Raw genomic sequence first — 17,488 nt, 5'->3', positions numbered from 1 at the left:
GAATACGAGTAGAATCAACACCGTGCGCCATGTCCACCAAATTTAAACCGGACAGCAGTGGGACAGGCCCGAGCATGACGAAAGAGAGCTTTCAGGACGTCGTCAGAAATTTCAGCGTCTAGCCTGTCGGTGAAAACCCCACGCGGGCGACGCCGCAGGACTCGACGCCGCGCGCCATCAAAACAAGGACAATTCCATGCGATTTCCCTTTTCCCTGCCGTGGCTGCGCCCGGCGGATGGCAGAGCCGTGCCTGAAAGCCGGAAAATGGCCGATGGCTTCATGGCGGTTGCCGTGCAGGGCGGGCAGGCCTTCTGGTCGGGCCGGTCCTATGCCGCACTTGCCCGCGAGGGCTTCATGAAGAACCCAGTGGCGCACCGGGCCGCCCGCATGGTGGCGGAGACCTCGGCTTCCGTCAGCTGGCTGCTTTATGATGGCGAAGAGGAACTCGCCGATCATCCGCTCCTGGCGCTGCTTTTAAAACCGGGCGCCCATATGGGCGGGCCGGATTTCTTCGAGGCGCTTTATGGTCACCTCATGCTCGCCGGAAATGCCTATATCGAGCCGCTGATGGTGGGCGGGCGGCTGCGCGAGCTGCATCTCCTGCGGCCCGACCGGGTCAGCATCGTCGAGGGGCCGGATGGGTGGCCGGTGGCCTATGATTACCGCGCCGAGGGCCGCGCCTCCCGGCGCATCGCCGCCGAGCGCGACGGGCTGGGGCTTTTGCATCTGAAACTTTTCCATCCGCTGGATGACCGGGCGGGTTTTGCGCCGCTCGCCTCCGCAGGGGCCGCGCTCGATCTGCACAATGCCGCAAGCCAGTGGAACAAGCGCCTGCTCGACAATTCCGCCCGGCCATCCGGCGCGCTGGTCTACCAGCCGAAGGAGGGCGGCAATCTCTCCACCGAGCAATATGAGCGGCTGAAGCGTGAGCTGGAGGAAGGCTATCAGGGGGCGATGAATGCCGGCCGCCCGCTGCTTCTGGAAGGCGGGCTGGACTGGAAGGCCATGGGTCTTTCGCCGCGCGACATGGATTTTCTCGAGGCCCGCAACGGGGCGGCGCGCGATATTGCGCTTTCGCTCGGCGTGCCGCCGATGCTGATCGGCATTCCCGGCGACAATACCTATGCCAATTACCAGGAGGCGAACCGCGCCTTTTATCGTCTCACCGTCCTACCGCTCGTTTATCGCACGGCGGCGAGGCTCTGCGGCTGGCTTTCTCCGGTCTTCGGCTCTGGGCTGAGGCTCGAACCCGATCTCGACCGGATTGCCGGGCTTGCCGGCGAGCGGGATGCGCTCTGGGCGCGCATCGGCGCGGCCTCGTTCCTGAGCGACGAGGAAAAGCGCGAAGCCGTCGGTTATTGATCGCCGCCCCGGCGGGATCGAAACCCCGGTGTCCCGTTCAATCATTTTCTGAAGAAGCGGACTCTCTTTGTGAGCTCTTCCGTCCAAGCGATTCCGAAGATTCGCAAAATCACCCGGTGCAGGCGCACAGGAAGCGCCTGCGTGCGACGCGGCGCGTCCGCCCGATAACCACATCCTAGAACGGAATGATTACCCATGTCTGAATTCGCCAATGAGGCTGGCATCTGGGCCGCCCGCATCACCGGCGCCGTGGCGGGCGCGGGTGTGTCGCTCGTTTATCTCCTGCCGAAAAGCAGACGCGAGGCCGCGAGCCGTTTCATCACCGGCGTTTCCTGCGGCATGATCTTTGGCGGGCCTATCGGCCTTTGGATCGTGCAGCAGCTCGATATCGCCGGCGCGCTTTCGGGCCGGGAAATCATGGTGGCGGGTTCCGCCGCCGCCAGCATGGGCGCGTGGTGGGGGCTGGGCGTGCTGGTGCGCATCGCCGACCGTTACGGTGCGCGCCCGCGCGCCTGACATTTCCTTCACATCGCAGGAGTTTTCCATGCACGTTTATCGCGGGCCGCGTCCCGCCACGCGCAAATTCGCCAATCTGGAACTGCGCGGCATTACCAGCGATGGCACCTTTTCCGGTTATGCCAGCGTCTTCGGCGAGGTCGATCTCGGTCAGGATGTCATCGAGCGCGGCGCTTTTCGCCGCTCCATCGAGGAGCGGGGCGCAGCTGGCATCCGCATGCTCTACCAGCACGATCCGGCCGAGCCCATCGGCGCCTGGCGCACCATCCGCGAGGACGAGCGCGGCCTTTATGTCGAGGGCGTTCTCGCCCCCGGCGTCGCCCGCTCCCGCGAGGTGCATTCGCTGATGAAGACCGGGGCGCTGGACGGGCTGTCCATCGGATTCCGAACGGTGCGTTCCGGCAAGGCGGCGAGCCACGGCGTCCGACGCATCCTGGAAGCCGACCTCTGGGAAATCTCGGTCGTAACCTTTCCGATGCTGCCTTCGGCGCGCGTTTCCGACGTCAAGCATGCCCGCTTCTTCCGCGACCGCGAGACCGAGCTGGTGCGCACCATGCGCCGCGCCGCCCGCGCGCTGTTCGACACGACACCCAAACGCTGACTTCCGGACAATCACCAACAAGGAAACGACATGACAGACCAGATGACGAAACCGGCCCCGATGACCGTCGCGCCGCAGGTGAAGGCCGTGCCCGATACGGTGACGGCCGCCTTCGACGAGTTCATGGAGGCCTTCGAGGCCTTTCGCGAGACCAACGACCAGCGGCTTGCCGATATCGAGCGCAAGATGGGCGCGGATGTCGTGACCCGCGACAAGCTCGACCGCATCGACAGGGCGCTCGACGACAACCGCCGGATCATGGACGATCTGGCGCTCAAGAAAGCGCGTCCCGCGCTTGGCCGCAAGGATGCGCTTTCCCACGATGCCGAAGAGCACAAGGCCGCTTTCGAGGCCTATATCCGTCGCGGCGAGGAGGGCGCGTTGCGCGATCTGGAGGCCAAGGCCTTTGCCGGTTCGACCGGGGCCGATGGCGGTTTTCTGCTGCCGAACGAGACCGATGGCGAGATCGGCCGGCGCATGACGGCGATTTCGCCGATCCGCGCGCTGGCGACCGTCCGGCAGGTTTCCGCCGCCGTGCTGAAGAAACCCTTCTCGCCCGGCGGCATGACGACCGGCTGGGTTTCCGAAACGGCGGCGCGTCCGCAAACGGCAACGCCGCAGCTTGCCGAGCTTTCCTTCCCAACCATGGAGCTTTACGCCATGCCGGCGGCGACACAGGGCCTGCTGGATGATGCGGCAGTCGATATCGAAGCCTGGATCGCCTCCGAAGTGGATATCGCTTTCGCCGAACAGGAGGCCGCCGCCTTTATTGCCGGCGATGGCGCGAATAAGCCCAAGGGTTTCCTCTCCTATGCGGCCGTCGCCAATGATGGCTGGAGCTGGGGCAATATCGGTTATGTCGCGACCGGCGTTTCGGCCGGATTCGCCTCCGCCGGGCCGATGGATGTGCTGCTCGATGCCGTCTATGCGCTGAAGGCCGGCCACCGCCAGAACGGAACCTTCCTGATGAACCGCAAGACGCAAGGGGCGCTGCGCCGCTTCAAGGATACCAGCGGCGCCTATCTGTGGCATCCGCCCGCCGCTGCCGGCCAGCCGGCCTCGCTGATGGGCTTTCCGGTGACGGAGGCGGAGGACATGCCGAATGTGGCGGCCAACAGCTTCGCCATCGCTTTTGGCGATTTCCGCGCCGGCTACCTCGTCGTCGACCGTACCGGGGTGCGCATCCTGCGCGATCCCTATTCGGCCAAACCCTACGTGCTGTTCTACACCACCAAACGCGTGGGCGGCGGCGTGCAGAATTTCGAGGCGATCAAGCTGGTGAAATTCGGGGTGAATTGACCGTAGACCTTGCGGCCCTTTCTTCTCCCCGCCGGGGAGAAGATGCCCCGAAGAGGCAGATGAGGGGGCAACGTTGCCAAATATCTCTACCCTTGCCCCCTCATCCCGCTGCCGCGGACTTCTCCCCCTCGGGGAGAAGAAACAGGCGGTGCCCGCTCGCTAATGCGACTACCTTTCTTCCGGAGACCCCATGACCTATGCCCTCATTCATCCGCCGCAGGCGGAGCCGTTGACGCTTGCCGAGGTGAAGGCGCATCTGCGTCTCGATAGCGGCGATGAGGATGCGCTTCTTGCCGCGCTCATCCGCACCGCCCGCGAGCATCTGGAACGTGCGACCGGGCTTTGCCTCATCCGCCAGACCTGGCGGTTTTACCTCGACCGGTGGCCTGAGAGCGGCGTGATTCCGATTGGCAGGACGCCGGTGCAAGCCATCGAAACTATACTGGTTTTTGACGGTGAGGGGCGCTCGGCGGACATCACCGCCGGCGAAAAATTGCTCGATGGCGCGGCGCGTCCCGCAAGGCTGTGGCTGCGCGATCCGCCGGCCCCCGGACGGGCGATGAACGGCATCGAGATCGATTTCATTGCCGGCTATGGCGAAGCGGGAACCGATGTGCCCGACACGCTGAAACGCGCCATGCTGATGCATGTGGCGCAGATGTTCGCCTTTCGCGGCGCGGTCGCCCCGGAAAACCAGCCCGCCGCCATTCCCGCCGGTTACGAGCGGCTGGTGGCGCCTTTCTGCCGTCTGGGGCTTTGAGACATGAACCTTGTTTTTCTCGATCCCGGCAGGTTGACGGCGCGGCTGGAACTGGACGTGCGGACCGAAACGCCGGACGGGCAGGGCGGTGCTGCGGAAAGCTGGAATTTCCTGCGGTCGCTCTGGGCTGCGATCGAACCCGTTTCGGAGGCCTCGCATGAACGGGCCTCAGCCGAGGGCGTGACGATCACCCACCGCGTCTGGCTGGCTTACCGCGGCGACATCGCCGCCGGCATGCGCTTTCGCAAGGGCCGCCGCATTCTGGCGATCCGGGCGGTGATCGACCCGGATGAGACGCGTCGCTTCATCGTCTGCCGCTGCGAGGAGGAAAGCCGATGAGCGCTGCCAACGCATTTCTTCAGGCGATTTTCGCAAGGCTCGGCAGCGATGCGGCGCTGACAGCGCTTGTCCCCGGCGGCATCGTCGACCGGCTTCTGCCGCGCGCGCTTCTGCCGTGCATCGTTATCGACGATCTCGAAAGCCGGGACTATTCGACGGCGACGGAAAGAGCCGAGGAGCATTTCCTGTCGCTGCAGATATGGAGCGACGCCAATGGCCGCAGGGGTGCCGGCGAAATCGTCGAACGGGTGAAGATCCTGCTCGATGATGCGGCGCTGCCGATTGCCGGCGTTTCTCTCGTCAATCTGCATCTTCTCTCCAGCCGCTCGCGGCGCGAGGCGAAGACACGGAATTTCATCGCGGAGATGCGCTTCAGGGCGGTGACGGAGTAGCGCCGTTTCAGGAACCCTGCCTGCGCACGGTTTTCCACAGAACGATCAGCAGCAGAAACGAAATGCCGATTAGCACGGAGGCGATGGTGAGCATGGCGGATACGCTGCCGCGATCCAGCGCCACGGTGAAGATGACCGGCGCCCCGGCAATGGCGAGGTTCTGCGGCAGGGAGATGCGTGCGGCCTGAAGCCCATATTCTTCCGGCGAAAATACCGCGAGCGGCAACACGGCCCGGCTGACGGTGAGCACGCCGGCGCCAAAGCCGAAGAAAACGATGAAGCCGATGAAGGCAGGCATGGCCGGAGCAAAGGCGAGCAACAGCAGCAGGGAAAAGAGCAGCAAACAGAAGCCGATCATGGCGGTGAGGAAGGGGTTTCCGTGCTTCCCGAGCAGAAAATCCAGCCCGCGCGCCGTAATCGCAAGCACGCTGCGTGCCGATGCCAGTTGCACCGCAAGCGATTGCGTTGCGCCGGCCTGAACCAGAAGCAGCGGCAGAAGCGGTGACAGGCCGAAGGTCGTAAACGCGCTGATCGTCGTCATGGCGGCCAGCAGCACGAAGGCGCGCCGCGTATCGACCGGTGAGGGCGACATGGCCGTCTCTTCTTTCGGCTTTGCCTCTTTTCGGGCCGGCCGGCCGGGAAGCACGAAAAGATAGAGCGGCAGCAGGATGAAGATTTGCAGACAGGCATAGGCGGCAAGCGTGCCGCGCCAGCCGAGATGCTGATCGGCAATGGTGGTGACCGGCAGGAAAACCGCCGCCGAAAGCCCGGTGAACAGCATCAGCAGCGTCAGCAGCCGGCCGCTTTCCGCGCCCACACGTTCCACCACGGCCGCATGGGCCGCCGTCGTCAGGCCGCAGGTGGCGGCAAAACCCATCACGGCCCAGCCGAAGAGATAGCTCACCGCCCCGCCCGCAAAGGCGAGCACGGCAAAGCCGGCCGCGAAGAATACCGAACCGGCCGCCAGCACCGGCGCCGCGCCGTGGCGCATCAGCATTCGTCCAAGCAATGGGCCGCACAGGGCGCTGATGGTCATCATGATCGTGAGGCCGGCGAAAACCACGCCGTTGGTGATGGCCAGTTCCTTACCGATCCGTGGCCCGAGGACGGCCAGCATATCGAAACCGCTACCCCAGCTCACGATCTGCCCGACCGCAAGCACGCCGATAAGGCGCGCGCGAGACGTCAGGGGGGCAGCGTCGGACATGGTGAGATCGCGGGGTGCGAGGTGCTGGAACGCTTTTGGTAGCAGGCCCTTCGCGACCCCGCAACATCAATCGAGACGAAAGGAAACAACATGGTGGCGCAGAAGGGCAAGGACCTGCTGCTGAAGATCGACAATGCCGGTTCCTATGCAACCGTCGCGGGGCTGAGGACAAAGCGGCTGGCCTTCAATGCCCAGGCGGTCGACGTGACGGATGCCGAAAGCGCGGGGCGCTGGCGGGAGCTTCTTGCCGGCGCCGGTGTGCAACGGGCGTCGCTCACGGCCTCCGGCATCTTCAAGGATCAGGCGAGCGATGCGCTGGTGCGCGGCGCATTTTTTGCGGGCAGCATTCCCGGCTGGCAGATCGTCATTCCCGGTTTCGGCATCGTTACCGGGCCGTTCCAGATCGTGGCGCTCGAATATTCCGGCCGTCACGATGGCGAGGTGCAATTCGAGATCGCGCTGGAATCGGCCGGTCTTCTCAATTTTGGAGCGCTGTGATGCCTGAGCGTTTGCGTTACGGGCGGGCGAACCGCCATCGCGGCGAGATCGAAGCGCTGATCGACGGCGAAAGGCGCGTTCTCTGCCTGACGCTCGGCGCTCTCGCCGAACTCGAAACCGCCTTTGCAGCCGACGACCTCACCGCGCTTGCCGAACGTTTTGCGAGCGGCCGCATGAAGGCGGTCGACATGATAAGGGTAATCGGCGCGGGCCTGCGCGGCGCGGGCAATGTCTTTTCCGACGAGGATGTGGCCGCCGCCACGGTGGAAGGCGGCATTGCCGGTCATGCCGCCATCGTCGCCGATCTTCTGACCGCCACCTTCGGTGGCCTGAAAGGCGAGACGCCGCCGGACCCTTGAGCGCCGCAGCAGGCGAAGCGACGCCGCGCCCGTTCCCCTGGGAGGCGGCGATCCATGCCGGCTTCTGCCTGCTGCGGCTCTCCTCCGAAACCTTCTGGCGGCTGACCCCGCGGGAATTCTTCGCGATGACGGGCGGCAACGCCGTCCCCCGCGGCCCCGACCGTCAGTCGATGGAAGCGATGATGCGGCGGTTTCCGGATGGGTGACGGCGTCAGGGCATTTTTCGTGGGCGGCCGCCCTTGGCACCGTTCGCGCGACTGGCTGCTGCCTTGGCCGGAGAGCGGGATTGCCCGCCCTTGCGCTGCGTTTCCATGAATGTGCGGCTGCCGAAAATACCGTTCATCAGGCCGCTGATCGTATAATCGACATCGAGGGTTTCCCAATGCAGACCCGTCTCGCCGAGCAGTTCGACATCCGCAAGCTGTTCGGCGGTCGCGTCCTGCAAGCCTTCGAGCGCCCGCGCGGGAAACATGAAGCAGGCGCCGTTGGCGAAATCGACGATGACACGGGCCGAGGCCGTTTCGAAACGCACGGAAACCGGAATGGGGCGCTCGGCGCGCTCTTTTTCCCAGCGTTCCTTGGCGGCGGCGAGTTCGGCATCGCTGACCTCAACCATGATATCGTCTCCAGGTTTCCATAAACAGCTTCCGGTTTTCCTCGATGACGGCGACGGCGCGCCGCACATCCCGGTCCGACATGCCGCCCTGCGTGAGAACGACGAGGCTGACGATGTCGATACGGGCTTCACCCTCTCCATAAACATGAGCATGCGGCGGCTCGTGATCGGCCGTGTAGATGACAAAACGCATGCCATGCTGGCGGAGAATCGTGACCATGAGAACCATAACCCAAGAAGTTGGGTTTTAAAAGAGTGTGGGTTGAAGCAGCGGTTTTGAGAGCTGTTTCAGCACCATGCATTCCCCAGTTGAATCAGAAAGGCAAGCGCGATGGCGGGTGAAGGATCGATGGCGGAGAACCGGGAAGAGGCGGAGGCGCTGTCCGAGGTGATGGGCGATCTCGAGCGCCGGTCCGAGCGGTTCGGGGCGGCCCTGACCTCGGCCCTGCAGGCGGCGACGGCGGGCGGCAAAGGGCTGGACGATGTGTTGCGCGGGTTGGGGCAGCGGCTGTCCGGCATCGCACTCTCGGCCGGTCTGAAACCGCTTGAGGGCATGATCGGCAATGCCGTCAGCGGGCTTTTGAACGGCGGCGGTTCGCTGTTCGCTTTTGCCGATGGCGGTGTGCCGGGACGCAGCATCACGCCCTTTGCCGATGGCGGCGTCGTTTCCAGCCCCGCCTTTTTTCCGATGGGCGGCGGGCTTGGCCTGATGGGCGAGGCGGGGGCGGAAGCGATCCTGCCGCTGAAGCGCGGTTCGGATGGCGCTCTCGGCGTTGCCGCGCCGTCCGGCGGCGGCGGGGCGCAGATCATTTTTAACGTGACGGCGACGGATGCTGCGAGCTTTCGGAAAAGCGAAGGCCAGATCGCGGCCATGCTGGCGCGCAGCGTCGGGCGCGGCCAGCGCGGATTGTGACGCACGCGCGTCCTCCCACGTTTCAAGACCATCGAAAAGAATCCAGGAACAACGACATGGCGGCATTTCATGAAGTGCGGTTTCCGCTGCGGCTCGCGCTCGGGGTGAGCGGCGGGCCGGTGCGGCGGACGGATATCGTCAACCTGTCCAATGGCCGCGAAAGCCGCAACCAGCGCTGGAGGAACGCCAGACGTAGCTATGACGCCGGATCCGGTATCCGCTCCGTCGCCGATCTTTATGAGGTGCTTGCCTTTTTCGAGGCGCGGCGCGGCGAACTTTACGGCTTTCGTTTTCGCGACCCGGTGGATTTCAAATCCTGCCCGCCGGGAGAGACGCCCGCCGCGACCGATCAGAGGATCGGCACCGGCGACGGCGTGACAGCGGGTTTTCAGTTGCGGAAGACCTATGCCGATGCGGGCGGCTCCTTCGTGCGGCGGATAGAAAAACCGGTCGAAGGTTCGGTCATGGTTTCGGTCGAGGGGGTGAAGGTCGAAGCGGCTGAGGTGGCGGTCGATCATGTAACCGGCATGATCGTGTTCCGTGCGGGGCGGGTGCCGCCCGCCGGCGCCGCGATCCGCGCCGGTTTCGAATTCGACGTGCCGGTCCGCTTCGGGATCGACCGTATCGACGTGAACCTGACCGCTTTCGAGGCGGGCCGTATTCCCTCCATTCCACTGATGGAAATCCTGCCATGAAAACCATTCCCGCCGCCCTTGCCGGGCATCTCGGGCAAGATGCGACGACCACATGCCATTGCTGGAAGGTGACACTGAAGGACGGCGGGGTGATCGGTTTTACCGATCATGACGAGGCGATATCACTCGGCGGTCTATCCTACCTCGCCGCCAGCGGCTTTTCTGCCAGCGATAGTGACGGCGAAACGGGACTGGGTGCCGGCGCTGGGGAGGTGGCGGGCGGTTTTTCAAGCGAGGCGATTGCGGAGGGCGATCTGGCCGCCGGGCGTTTCGATGGGGCGAGGGTGGAGCTTTTCCTCGTCAACTGGCAGGCGCCTGACCAGCATGTGCTGCTGAATAGGCGCGAGATTGGCGAGGTGACGCGGGCCGGCGGCGCGTTTCGCGCCGAGCTGCGCAGTCTTGCCCATCGCCTCGGCCAGCCGCAGGGCAGGGTCTATGGGCGGCGCTGCGACGCCGCCCTTGGCGACAGGCGTTGCGGTGTCGATCTGGCGCGCTTTACCGGGCATGGCAGCGTGGCGGCGGTGGATGCCTCGGGCGGCCTGCTCGTTTCCGGGCTCGATGCCTTTGCCGATGGTTTTTTCAGCCGGGGAAAGCTGCGTTTTCTGACCGGCCCGCTCGCCGGCAAGGGGTTCGATCTCGACGGGCAGGAGCGGCGTGACGGTGGCGTTCTTCTGTCCTTCTGGCTGCCGCTGGAACAGCCGCCTTTGCCGGGAGATGCGTTTTCCGTCACCGCCGGCTGTGACAAGAGCTTTGCCACCTGCCGGGCGAAATTCGCCAATCATCTGAATTTTCGGGGCTTTCCGCATCTGCCGGGGGCGGATTTCGCCTATTCCTATGCGGCGGGCGGCGAGAGCCATGACGGCGGGGCGCTGTTTTCATGAGCGATCCCGGCGAAAGAGTGCTGGCGCTCGCCGAAGGCTGGATCGGCACGCCCTATCGGCATCAGGCCTCGTTGAAGGGTGTCGGCTGCGATTGCCTCGGCCTCATTCGCGGCATCTGGCGGGACCTTTACGGCCACGAACCGGAATTGCCGCCGCCCTATGCGCCCGATTGGGCCGAACGCGGCGGCGAGGACCGGCTGATGGCGGCGGCAAAACGCCATTTTCCGGCGGTGGCGGGCCTGGAAGAGGCAAGGCCGGGAGACCTGCTGCTGTTCCGCTGGCGTGCCGATGCCGCCGCCAAGCATCTCGGCATTCTGGCCGGTTCGCAGCATTTCATCCACGCCTATGAACAGGCGGCGGTGGTGCGTTCGGCGCTGGTGCCCGGCTGGCGGCGGCGCATCGCCGGCGTCTTCCGTTTTCCCGATCCCTGATTTTTCGAGGCAAGCATGGCGACAATCGTTTTTCAGGCGGCGGGCGCGGCACTCGGCGGCATTTTCGGTCCTTTTGGCGCAGTAATCGGCCGGGCGGCCGGGGCGCTGGCGGGCAACGCCATCGACCGCACGCTGCTTTCGAACGGGCGGACGGTAACGGGCGCGCGGCTCTCTACCGCGCGCATTCCGGGGGCGGATGAGGGAGCGGCGATCAACCGGCTTTACGGCGCAGCACGGATCGGCGGCACGCTGATCTGGGCGACGCGCTTCGAAGAAAGCGTGGAAGTGGAGCGGCGCGGCGGCAAGGGCAATCGCGGCCCGAAGGTGGAGACCTTTCGGTATTTCGCCAGCTTTGCCATCGGCCTGTGCGAAGGCGAGGCGGCAAGGGTGCGGCGCGTCTGGGCCGATGGGCGGGAGATGGACCTGAATGCCGTGGAGATGCGCTTTTATCCAGGCAGCGAGACGCAATTGCCCGATCCTTTGATCGAGGCGAAGCAGGGGGCGGGCAATGCGCCGGCCTTTCGGGGACTGGCCTATGTGGTGTTCGAACGCCTGCCGCTCGACGGCTTCGGCAACCGCATTCCGCTCATGCAGTTCGAAGTGGTGCGGCCGGTCGGCCGGCTGGAAAAATCCATCCGCGCCATCACCGTCATTCCGGGGGCAACGGAACACGGTTACGCCACTGCGCAGGTTTCCGAAAGGACGGGGATCGGCCAAAGCCGCATCATGAACCGCAACGGCCTGACCGCTTCGACCGACTGGGCTGCGGCGATCGACGAGTTGCTGGATCTGTGTCCCAATCTTGAGAGCGTGGCGCTGGTGGTAAGCTGGTTCGGCACGGATATGCGGGCGGGGGAATGCCGCATTCTGCCGGGCGTGGAAGTGGCCGGCCGGGATGGGGAAACCATGCCATGGTCCGTCGCCGGCCTTTCGCGCGATGAGGCGCATCCTGTCAGCCATCATGGCGGCGGCCCGGCCTATGGCGGCACGCCGAACGACGAAAGCGTGTTGCAGGCGATAGCCGATCTCAGGGCGCGCGGGCTTCGGGTGTGCCTTTACCCCTTCGTGATGATGGATGTTCCAATCGGCAATGGTCTGCCGGACCCCTATGGCAAAGGCGAGCAGGACGCCTATGCCTGGCGCGGGCGCATCACCTGCTTTCCCGCACCCGGCAGGGCCGGTTCTGCGGATCGCAGCGCGGGCGCAAGGGCGCAGGTTTCCGCCTTCTGCAACCGCGATGAAGGCTATCGCCGTATGGTGCTGCATTATGCGGCGCTGGCGGCCCGGGCTGGCGGGGTGGATGCTTTCCTGGTCGGCTCGGAGCTGCGCGGGCTGACGGCGCTGAGGGACGAGAATGATGCCTTTCCCTTTGTCGAGGAACTGGGGCGGCTGGTTGGCGATGTGCGGGCGATACTGGGGCCGGCGGTGAAGCTGACCTATGCGGCGGACTGGAGCGAATATTTCGGTCACCAGCCGGCGGACGGTTCGGGCGACGTGTTCTTCCATCTCGATCCGCTCTGGGCGAGCCCGAATATCGACGCCATCGGCATCGACAATTACATGCCGCTTTCCGACTGGCGCGACGGGGATGCCGCAAACGGCAATCCCGACGGCATGACCGGCCCGGACGATGTGAGCGCCTTCCGCCGCGCGATCACGGCGGGAGAGGGGTTCGACTGGTATTATGCCAGCGATGCGGACCGCGCCGCGCGGCGGCGCACGCCGATTACCGACGGGTTGAAGGGCAAGCCGTGGGTGTTCCGTTACAAGGACTTGCGCAATTGGTGGGGAAACCTCCACTACGACCGGGTGCGGGGTGTGGAGAAAACCGTGCCCACGGCATGGGCGCCGCGCTCCAAGCCGGTCTGGTTCACCGAACTCGGTTGCCCGGCGGTGGACAAGAGCGCGACGCGGCCCAATGTCTTTCCTGATCCGAAATCGGCGGAAAACGCCTTTCCCTATTTTTCCCGCCGCAACCGCGCCGACAGCCAGCAGCGACGGTTTCTGGAGGCGCATCTCGACCATTGGGGAAAGGGCGATGCGGCGATGGTCGATGCAAGCCGGGTCTATCTGTGGACCTGGGATGCACGGCCCTTTCCGGCCTTTCCGCAGAATAGCGCGGCCTGGAGCGATGGGGCGAACTGGCGCACCGGCCACTGGCTGAACGGGAGGCTGGGCACGGCAACGCTCGCCGATGCCATCGCCGCCATCCTCACCGATCACGGCTTTTCAGACTTCGATGTTTCCGCCGTCAGCGGCGATCTGGGAGGTTATGTGCAGGGAGACGTGACCTCTGCCCGCAACCTCTTGGAGCCGCTGATGGCGGCGTTTCAGGTGGATGTGACGGAAGATGGCGGAACCCTGCGCTTCCGCTCCCGCAATACGGCCGTCTTGCCGGTCCGAGATATTGCCTTGCTGGCCGATCTGGAAGACGAGCCGCTCTGGTCGGAAAATCTCGGCCATGACAGCGATTTCGCGGCTGAAGCCGTGCTGACCTCTTTCAACCCCACGCTGGATTACGAGCAGGCAAGTGTACGGTCCCGGCGCATCGACAATGCCGGCAGCCGGGTGATGCGGCTCGATCTTAACGCTGCCCTGCCTGCGGAAACGGCGGAGGCCGCCGTCGAGGCGTTGTTGCGCGACAACCGGAAGGCGCGGCGCAGCCTGCGCTTTGCTCTGCCGCCTTGCGATATCGCGCTTGAACCGGGTGATTGTATCCGCCTGCCGGAAGGGGCTTTTCCGCAGGCGCCGGCAGGGCGGTTTCTGGTCAGCCGGATCGAGGACGGCGCGGTGCGGCAGGTGGAGGCGCGGGCCTTTTCTCCTGCCTTTCCGGTCTTTGTCGGCGGCGCGGAGGAACGGCGCAGCAGCGGTGCAAGCGGAGCGGAAGGTTTCGCGCCCGAGGTGCTGTTTCTCGATCTGCCCTACCATGACGGCACTGCGCCGGAGGATTCGGCGCGGATTGCGGCGCTTGCAAAGCCCTGGCGGCCAATCATCATTTCCGCGTCGCCGGGCAGGGAAGGTTACCGGCAGCGCGTGCTGCTGGACCGGCCGGCGATGATCGGCGCGCTGGCAATGCCGCTGACATCGGGCCCTTCCGGCCGCTTCGACCGGAAAAACACAATCCTCATCGATCTGCCCTTCGGCGAGGTATCGTCGGCCGGGGAGCTTTCGGTGCTGAACGGCGAGAACCGTCTTGCAATCAAGGCTGCGAACGGGATGTGGGAGATCGTCGCTTTCGCAAAGGCCGAGGAAATCGCACCCGCACGCTGGCGGCTCTCCGCTCTTTTGCGGGGACTGGGCGGCACGGAAGACGCGTTCGCCGCAGGCGCGTCGAAAGGGGCGCCGGTGGTGGTTCTGGATGCGGCGGTGCAGCCGCTCGGTCTTGCCGCGAGCGAGCGCGGGCGACGCCTGAACTGGATTGCGGAAGCCGCCGGAATGGCGGGGGCGCCGAGCGGTCCTTTTGCCTTCGAGGGCGGCCTGCGGGCGCTGACACCGCTCGCGCCGGTGCATCTTGCCGCCGAGCGGCGCGGCGACGGCGTTTTCATCAGGTGGAAACGCCGGGGCCGGGTAGAGGCCGATGGCTGGGATGCGAGCGACATTCCGCTGGACGAGCCCTTCGAGCTTTATCGCATCGAGGTGCTGGACGGCGAGACCGTGCGGCGCATGGCGGAGGTTCCGCAACCCTTCTGGTTTTACCCCGCAGCGGACGAACTCACAGATTTCCCGGCATTGCGGGATCACATTTCCGTGCGTGTCCGAATGCTCGGTCGTGCGGTGCCTTCGGGCGTGGTGGCGCAGGCCACCCTCCCGATCTGACATGTGCCTGAAAAACAACGCAAAGGACGAGACTATGGACAGTACCAAAGCATGGTATCAATCGCGCACGATCTGGGGCGCTCTGGTTGCGGTTTTCGCACCGCTTTTCAGCATCGCAGGCCTTGATCTGCCCGCCGGTCTGCAAGGAGAACTGGCGGACGGGCTGGTGACGGTTGCGGGCGGAATCGGTGGTCTGGTCGCACTTTATGGCCGTCTTTCGGCGACCAGCGCCATTCGCTGACAGCACCCGCGACAACGCCGTTCCCGCCTGGCACCCACGCGGCGGGGGCGGCATTCATTTGCCATTCAGACGCTTTGCGCTACATATTCGGTCACAATACGGTTCGAGACGCACCCGGTTTTTTGGAAGTTTGTAGAATGGCATCACCTCTCATCATCGCGACGCTTGCAGCCGGGCTTTCCGGTTTCACGGCGCCCGAGGCTGATCTGCAGGGCCATTACATTCTGGCGGCGAGCGATTGCGGCGCAGCCGTCGCCCGCGTCGTGCGCGAAACCGGCGGTCAGCTGCTTTCGGTCTATCCTTCCGGTGACGGTCAGTCCTGTGTCGTCACCGTTCTCGTCCAGGGCAATGGCGAACGCCCGCGCAAGGTGACGATGCGCGTGCCGATGTAGCTTGCCCGCATCGCCGAAATATCGGAAAACAATCCGACACATTTAGCATGACCGGCGACGCGCCTGCGGGCCGGGATACAGGAAAGGGCGGACAATGCGTATTCTCGTTGTTGAGGACGATGCCAATCTCAATCGTCAGCTGACCGATGCGCTGAAAGAAGCCGGTTATGTTGTCGATCAGGCATTCGACGGCGAGGAAGGCCATTATCTCGGCGATACCGAGCCCTATGACGCCATCGTCCTCGATATCGGCCTGCCGCAGCTCGACGGCATCACCGTCGTTGAAAAATGGCGTGCGGCCGGCAAGGCCATGCCGGTGCTCATCCTCACCGCCCGCGACCGCTGGAGCGACAAGGTTGCCGGTATCGACGCCGGTGCCGATGACTATGTGACGAAGCCTTTCCATGTGGAAGAAGTGCTTGCCCGCGTGCGCGCGCTCATCCGCCGCGCCGCCGGCCATGCATCTTCCGAACTGGTGTGCGGCCCGGTCCGGCTCGACACCAAGTCTTCCAAGGCGACCGTCAACGGTACGACGCTGAAGCTCACCTCGCACGAATTCCGGCTGCTGTCCTATCTCATGCATCACATGGGCGAGGTCGTCTCGCGCACGGAGCTGGTCGAACACATGTACGATCAGGATTTCGATCGCGATTCCAACACCATCGAGGTGTTTGTCGGCCGTCTGCGCAAGAAGCTCGGTGTTGATCTGATCGAGACGATCCGCGGTCTCGGTTACCGGATGCAAGCGCCGGCAGATGCGAAGTAATTCCCTCACCGCCCGCGTTCTGCTGCTCGCCTCGCTCTGGTCGGTGCTGGCGCTGGTGGTGATCGCCGTCGTGATCTCGACGCTTTACCGGCAGGGTGTGGAGCGCAGCTTCACCGATCTTCTGAGGGCGCAGCTTTATAACGTCATCAATTCCGTGACGATTTCCAATGAGAACACGCTGGCCGGCAGCCCGCAGCTCGGCGATCTGCGCTTTTCGCAGCCCGATACCGGCTGGTACTGGGTTGTCGAGCCGCTCGGCAATTTCCAGACCGCGCCGCTGGTGTCGTCGTCGCTCGGCGTCTCCACCCTGCCGGTGCCGAGCATTCTCGATGCGCCCTTCGACAACCGCTATGAGCGCTTTTATGCCGTCACCGACGAGGCAGGCAATCAGGTGCGCGTGGCGGAAACGGAAGTTGTGCTGGATGGCGAGGGGCGCGCGGCGCGTTTCCGTGTCTCCGGCAATCTGAACGTCGTGGAAGACGATGTGCGTGATTTCTCCAACAGCCTTTATCTGGCGCTCGCCGTTTTCGGTGTCGGCAGTCTGGTCGTCAACGGTCTTGCCATTCTCTACAGTCTGCGGCCGCTCGATCAGGCTCGCGTGGCGCTCGGCAAGATCAGGGGCGGGGAGGCGGAAAGCCTCGAAGGTGAATTCCCGCGTGAAATCCAGCCGCTTGCCAATGAGGTCAATGCGCTGATCGACAGCAATCGCCGCCTCGTGGAGCGCGCCCGCATGCAGGTCGGCAATCTCGCGCATTCGCTGAAAACGCCGATCGCCGTTCTTCTGAACGAGGCCCGCACGCTGGAGCCGCAGCATGGCGATCTGGTGCGGGCGCAGGCGGACGCCATGCAGGCGCAGGTGCAATCCTATCTCTCCCGTGCCCGCATCGCCGCCCAGCGCGGCTCGATCCTCGCCCGCGTGGAAGCGGAGCCGGCGCTGGAACGGCTTGTGCGCGTGATGCGCCGCCTGAACCCCGACAAGCAGTTCGTGCTGAATTTCGAGCAACCCGGCGCGGTGCTCGGTATGGAGCAGCAGGATCTGGAAGAGGTCGTCGGCAATCTTCTGGAAAATGCCGCGCGTTTTGCGCAGACGCGCGTGGTCATCACGCTTGCGGCCGGCACGCACCCATCCTCCGATGCGGAAATTGCCCGTCGCTCCTGGGTGGAGCTGACGGTGGAGGACGACGGGCCGGGGCTTGAGCCGGAACAGATCAGCGAAGCGATGAAGCGCGGGCGGCGGCTGGACGAAAGCCGGCCGGGTACGGGCCTCGGATTGTCGATCGTTTCCGAGGTGGTGTCAGAGTACCATGGCCGCTTTTCGCTGTCGCGCAGCGCCATCGGCGGGCTGAAAGCCGATCTGATTTTGCCGGGCCTTTCGAAAGAGCTTGCGTGAGGCAAGAAAAAAG

Annotated in this window: 22 protein-coding genes; 19 read left to right on the top strand and 3 right to left on the bottom strand. The window is 64.6% G+C overall.

Annotation, left to right across the window (positions count from 1 at the left end; translation table 11 throughout):
* The first annotated feature begins 196 nt into the window (after positions 1-196).
* From BTE54_RS24490 to BTE54_RS24460, 7 genes are all read left to right on the top strand, one after another.
* Positions 197-1,363 carry a phage portal protein gene (locus tag BTE54_RS24490; RefSeq protein ID WP_078054266.1) on the top strand — a complete coding sequence of 389 codons (1,167 nt, stop codon included), beginning with the start codon at positions 197-199 and terminating at the stop codon, positions 1,361-1,363.
* 195 nt (positions 1,364-1,558) lie between these two features.
* A complete protein-coding gene (locus tag BTE54_RS24485) occupies positions 1,559-1,879 on the top strand; it encodes a DUF6107 family protein (RefSeq protein ID WP_003521211.1) in 321 nt (106 codons plus the stop codon).
* Positions 1,880-1,907: 28 nt separating this feature from the next.
* On the top strand, positions 1,908-2,480 hold the full coding sequence (locus BTE54_RS24480; RefSeq protein WP_065654190.1) for an HK97 family phage prohead protease: 573 nt from the start codon (positions 1,908-1,910) through the stop codon (positions 2,478-2,480).
* Positions 2,481-2,510: 30 nt separating this feature from the next.
* Positions 2,511-3,779 (top strand): phage major capsid protein, encoded by a 1,269-nt coding sequence (locus BTE54_RS24475; protein WP_078054265.1) that lies wholly within the window; start codon positions 2,511-2,513, stop codon positions 3,777-3,779.
* 190 nt (positions 3,780-3,969) lie between these two features.
* A complete protein-coding gene (locus tag BTE54_RS24470) occupies positions 3,970-4,539 on the top strand; it encodes a head-tail connector protein (protein ID WP_078054264.1) in 570 nt (189 codons plus the stop codon).
* Between the two features lie 3 nt (positions 4,540-4,542).
* A complete protein-coding gene (locus BTE54_RS24465) occupies positions 4,543-4,878 on the top strand; it encodes a phage head closure protein (RefSeq protein ID WP_078054263.1) in 336 nt (111 codons plus the stop codon).
* Entirely contained in the window at positions 4,875-5,270 is a 396-nt protein-coding gene (locus BTE54_RS24460) for a DUF3168 domain-containing protein (RefSeq protein WP_078054262.1), read from the top strand. Before BTE54_RS24465 ends, BTE54_RS24460 begins: the two co-directional genes overlap by 4 nt.
* 7 nt (positions 5,271-5,277) lie before the next feature.
* Here BTE54_RS24460 and BTE54_RS24455 read toward each other — a convergent pair whose 3' ends face one another.
* Positions 5,278-6,477: an MFS transporter gene (locus BTE54_RS24455; protein ID WP_198939225.1), complete on the bottom strand. Its 1,200-nt coding sequence runs from the start codon at positions 6,475-6,477 to the stop codon at positions 5,278-5,280.
* Between the two features lie 90 nt (positions 6,478-6,567).
* Between BTE54_RS24455 and BTE54_RS24450 the strand changes: the two genes are divergently transcribed.
* Genes BTE54_RS24450 through BTE54_RS24440 form a run of 3 tightly spaced genes read left to right on the top strand, consistent with a single transcriptional unit; the run spans position 6,568 to position 7,540 of the window.
* The gene (locus BTE54_RS24450; protein ID WP_078054261.1) at positions 6,568-6,975 is read left to right on the top strand and encodes a phage major tail protein, TP901-1 family; all 408 of its coding nucleotides are present in this window, start codon (positions 6,568-6,570) and stop codon (positions 6,973-6,975) included.
* The gene (locus BTE54_RS24445) at positions 6,975-7,334 is read left to right on the top strand and encodes a gene transfer agent family protein (protein ID WP_065654183.1); all 360 of its coding nucleotides are present in this window, start codon (positions 6,975-6,977) and stop codon (positions 7,332-7,334) included. The genes BTE54_RS24450 and BTE54_RS24445 overlap by 1 nt, the downstream gene beginning before the upstream one ends.
* Positions 7,331-7,540, top strand: a complete 210-nt coding sequence (locus BTE54_RS24440; protein ID WP_078054260.1) for a rcc01693 family protein — start codon at positions 7,331-7,333, stop codon at positions 7,538-7,540. The genes BTE54_RS24445 and BTE54_RS24440 overlap by 4 nt, the downstream gene beginning before the upstream one ends.
* Before the next feature lie 5 nt (positions 7,541-7,545).
* On the opposite strand, the gene BTE54_RS24435 is transcribed toward BTE54_RS24440, so the two are convergent.
* Positions 7,546-7,950: a DUF2442 domain-containing protein gene (locus BTE54_RS24435; protein WP_078054259.1), complete on the bottom strand. Its 405-nt coding sequence runs from the start codon at positions 7,948-7,950 to the stop codon at positions 7,546-7,548.
* Complete coding sequence (locus BTE54_RS24430) at positions 7,943-8,170, bottom strand: DUF4160 domain-containing protein (RefSeq protein ID WP_078054312.1); 228 nt, start codon at positions 8,168-8,170, stop codon at positions 7,943-7,945. The genes BTE54_RS24435 and BTE54_RS24430 overlap by 8 nt, the downstream gene beginning before the upstream one ends.
* A gap of 111 nt (positions 8,171-8,281) precedes the next feature.
* On the opposite strand from BTE54_RS24430, the gene BTE54_RS24425 reads away from it, so the two are divergent.
* The 9 genes from BTE54_RS24425 to BTE54_RS24385 all read left to right on the top strand — a co-directional run bounded on the left by BTE54_RS24425 (position 8,282) and on the right by BTE54_RS24385 (position 17,475).
* Positions 8,282-8,863, top strand: a complete 582-nt coding sequence (locus BTE54_RS24425) for a phage tail tape measure protein (protein ID WP_078054258.1) — start codon at positions 8,282-8,284, stop codon at positions 8,861-8,863.
* Between the two features lie 56 nt (positions 8,864-8,919).
* Complete coding sequence (locus tag BTE54_RS24420; protein ID WP_078054257.1) at positions 8,920-9,558, top strand: TIGR02217 family protein; 639 nt, start codon at positions 8,920-8,922, stop codon at positions 9,556-9,558.
* On the top strand, positions 9,555-10,439 hold the full coding sequence (locus tag BTE54_RS24415; RefSeq protein WP_078054256.1) for a DUF2163 domain-containing protein: 885 nt from the start codon (positions 9,555-9,557) through the stop codon (positions 10,437-10,439). Before BTE54_RS24420 ends, BTE54_RS24415 begins: the two co-directional genes overlap by 4 nt.
* The gene (locus BTE54_RS24410) at positions 10,436-10,870 is read left to right on the top strand and encodes an NlpC/P60 family protein (protein WP_078054255.1); all 435 of its coding nucleotides are present in this window, start codon (positions 10,436-10,438) and stop codon (positions 10,868-10,870) included. The genes BTE54_RS24415 and BTE54_RS24410 overlap by 4 nt, the downstream gene beginning before the upstream one ends.
* 15 nt (positions 10,871-10,885) lie before the next feature.
* A complete protein-coding gene (locus BTE54_RS24405) occupies positions 10,886-14,686 on the top strand; it encodes a glycoside hydrolase/phage tail family protein (RefSeq protein ID WP_078054254.1) in 3,801 nt (1,266 codons plus the stop codon).
* Between the two features lie 34 nt (positions 14,687-14,720).
* On the top strand, positions 14,721-14,927 hold the full coding sequence (locus BTE54_RS24400) for a hypothetical protein (protein ID WP_035262738.1): 207 nt from the start codon (positions 14,721-14,723) through the stop codon (positions 14,925-14,927).
* 137 nt (positions 14,928-15,064) lie between these two features.
* Positions 15,065-15,319, top strand: coding sequence for a hypothetical protein (locus BTE54_RS24395; protein WP_003497070.1), 255 nt, complete (start codon positions 15,065-15,067; stop codon positions 15,317-15,319).
* A 94-nt stretch (positions 15,320-15,413) separates the two neighbouring features.
* The gene (locus BTE54_RS24390) at positions 15,414-16,085 is read left to right on the top strand and encodes a response regulator transcription factor (RefSeq protein ID WP_003509815.1); all 672 of its coding nucleotides are present in this window, start codon (positions 15,414-15,416) and stop codon (positions 16,083-16,085) included.
* Positions 16,075-17,475, top strand: coding sequence for a HAMP domain-containing sensor histidine kinase (locus BTE54_RS24385; RefSeq protein ID WP_065654175.1), 1,401 nt, complete (start codon positions 16,075-16,077; stop codon positions 17,473-17,475). The genes BTE54_RS24390 and BTE54_RS24385 overlap by 11 nt, the downstream gene beginning before the upstream one ends.
* The last annotated feature ends 13 nt before the right edge of the window (positions 17,476-17,488 follow it).

Source organism: Agrobacterium sp. YIC 4121 (genome assembly GCF_002008205.1).
Classification (GTDB): Bacteria; Pseudomonadota; Alphaproteobacteria; order Rhizobiales; family Rhizobiaceae; genus Agrobacterium; species Agrobacterium leguminum.
The sequence above is the reverse complement of the archived record's forward strand: the minus strand, read 5'-3'. Positions and strand labels throughout refer to the sequence as shown.

What these genes read in the sequence shown, in the direction of transcription:
- BTE54_RS24420 (WP_078054257.1), top strand. Translation starts at nt 8,920, where the DNA reads ATGGCGGCATTTCATGAAGTGCGGTTTCCGCTGCGGCTCGCGCTCGGG.
- BTE54_RS24480 (WP_065654190.1), top strand. Translation starts at nt 1,908, where the DNA reads ATGCACGTTTATCGCGGGCCGCGTCCCGCCACGCGCAAATTCGCCAAT.
- BTE54_RS24485 (WP_003521211.1), top strand. Translation starts at nt 1,559, where the DNA reads ATGTCTGAATTCGCCAATGAGGCTGGCATCTGGGCCGCCCGCATCACC.
- BTE54_RS24490 (WP_078054266.1), top strand. Translation starts at nt 197, where the DNA reads ATGCGATTTCCCTTTTCCCTGCCGTGGCTGCGCCCGGCGGATGGCAGA.
- BTE54_RS24465 (WP_078054263.1), top strand. Translation starts at nt 4,543, where the DNA reads ATGAACCTTGTTTTTCTCGATCCCGGCAGGTTGACGGCGCGGCTGGAA.
- BTE54_RS24445 (WP_065654183.1), top strand. Translation starts at nt 6,975, where the DNA reads ATGCCTGAGCGTTTGCGTTACGGGCGGGCGAACCGCCATCGCGGCGAG.
- BTE54_RS24385 (WP_065654175.1), top strand. Translation starts at nt 16,075, where the DNA reads ATGCGAAGTAATTCCCTCACCGCCCGCGTTCTGCTGCTCGCCTCGCTC.
- BTE54_RS24470 (WP_078054264.1), top strand. Translation starts at nt 3,970, where the DNA reads ATGACCTATGCCCTCATTCATCCGCCGCAGGCGGAGCCGTTGACGCTT.
- BTE54_RS24435 (WP_078054259.1), bottom strand. Translation starts at nt 7,950, where the DNA reads ATGGTTGAGGTCAGCGATGCCGAACTCGCCGCCGCCAAGGAACGCTGG.
- BTE54_RS24410 (WP_078054255.1), top strand. Translation starts at nt 10,436, where the DNA reads ATGAGCGATCCCGGCGAAAGAGTGCTGGCGCTCGCCGAAGGCTGGATC.
- BTE54_RS24415 (WP_078054256.1), top strand. Translation starts at nt 9,555, where the DNA reads ATGAAAACCATTCCCGCCGCCCTTGCCGGGCATCTCGGGCAAGATGCG.
- BTE54_RS24460 (WP_078054262.1), top strand. Translation starts at nt 4,875, where the DNA reads ATGAGCGCTGCCAACGCATTTCTTCAGGCGATTTTCGCAAGGCTCGGC.
- BTE54_RS24430 (WP_078054312.1), bottom strand. Translation starts at nt 8,170, where the DNA reads ATGGTCACGATTCTCCGCCAGCATGGCATGCGTTTTGTCATCTACACG.
- BTE54_RS24395 (WP_003497070.1), top strand. Translation starts at nt 15,065, where the DNA reads ATGGCATCACCTCTCATCATCGCGACGCTTGCAGCCGGGCTTTCCGGT.
- BTE54_RS24450 (WP_078054261.1), top strand. Translation starts at nt 6,568, where the DNA reads ATGGTGGCGCAGAAGGGCAAGGACCTGCTGCTGAAGATCGACAATGCC.
- BTE54_RS24455 (WP_198939225.1), bottom strand. Translation starts at nt 6,477, where the DNA reads ATGTCCGACGCTGCCCCCCTGACGTCTCGCGCGCGCCTTATCGGCGTG.
- BTE54_RS24405 (WP_078054254.1), top strand. Translation starts at nt 10,886, where the DNA reads ATGGCGACAATCGTTTTTCAGGCGGCGGGCGCGGCACTCGGCGGCATT.
- BTE54_RS24475 (WP_078054265.1), top strand. Translation starts at nt 2,511, where the DNA reads ATGACAGACCAGATGACGAAACCGGCCCCGATGACCGTCGCGCCGCAG.
- BTE54_RS24390 (WP_003509815.1), top strand. Translation starts at nt 15,414, where the DNA reads ATGCGTATTCTCGTTGTTGAGGACGATGCCAATCTCAATCGTCAGCTG.
- BTE54_RS24425 (WP_078054258.1), top strand. Translation starts at nt 8,282, where the DNA reads ATGGCGGGTGAAGGATCGATGGCGGAGAACCGGGAAGAGGCGGAGGCG.
- BTE54_RS24400 (WP_035262738.1), top strand. Translation starts at nt 14,721, where the DNA reads ATGGACAGTACCAAAGCATGGTATCAATCGCGCACGATCTGGGGCGCT.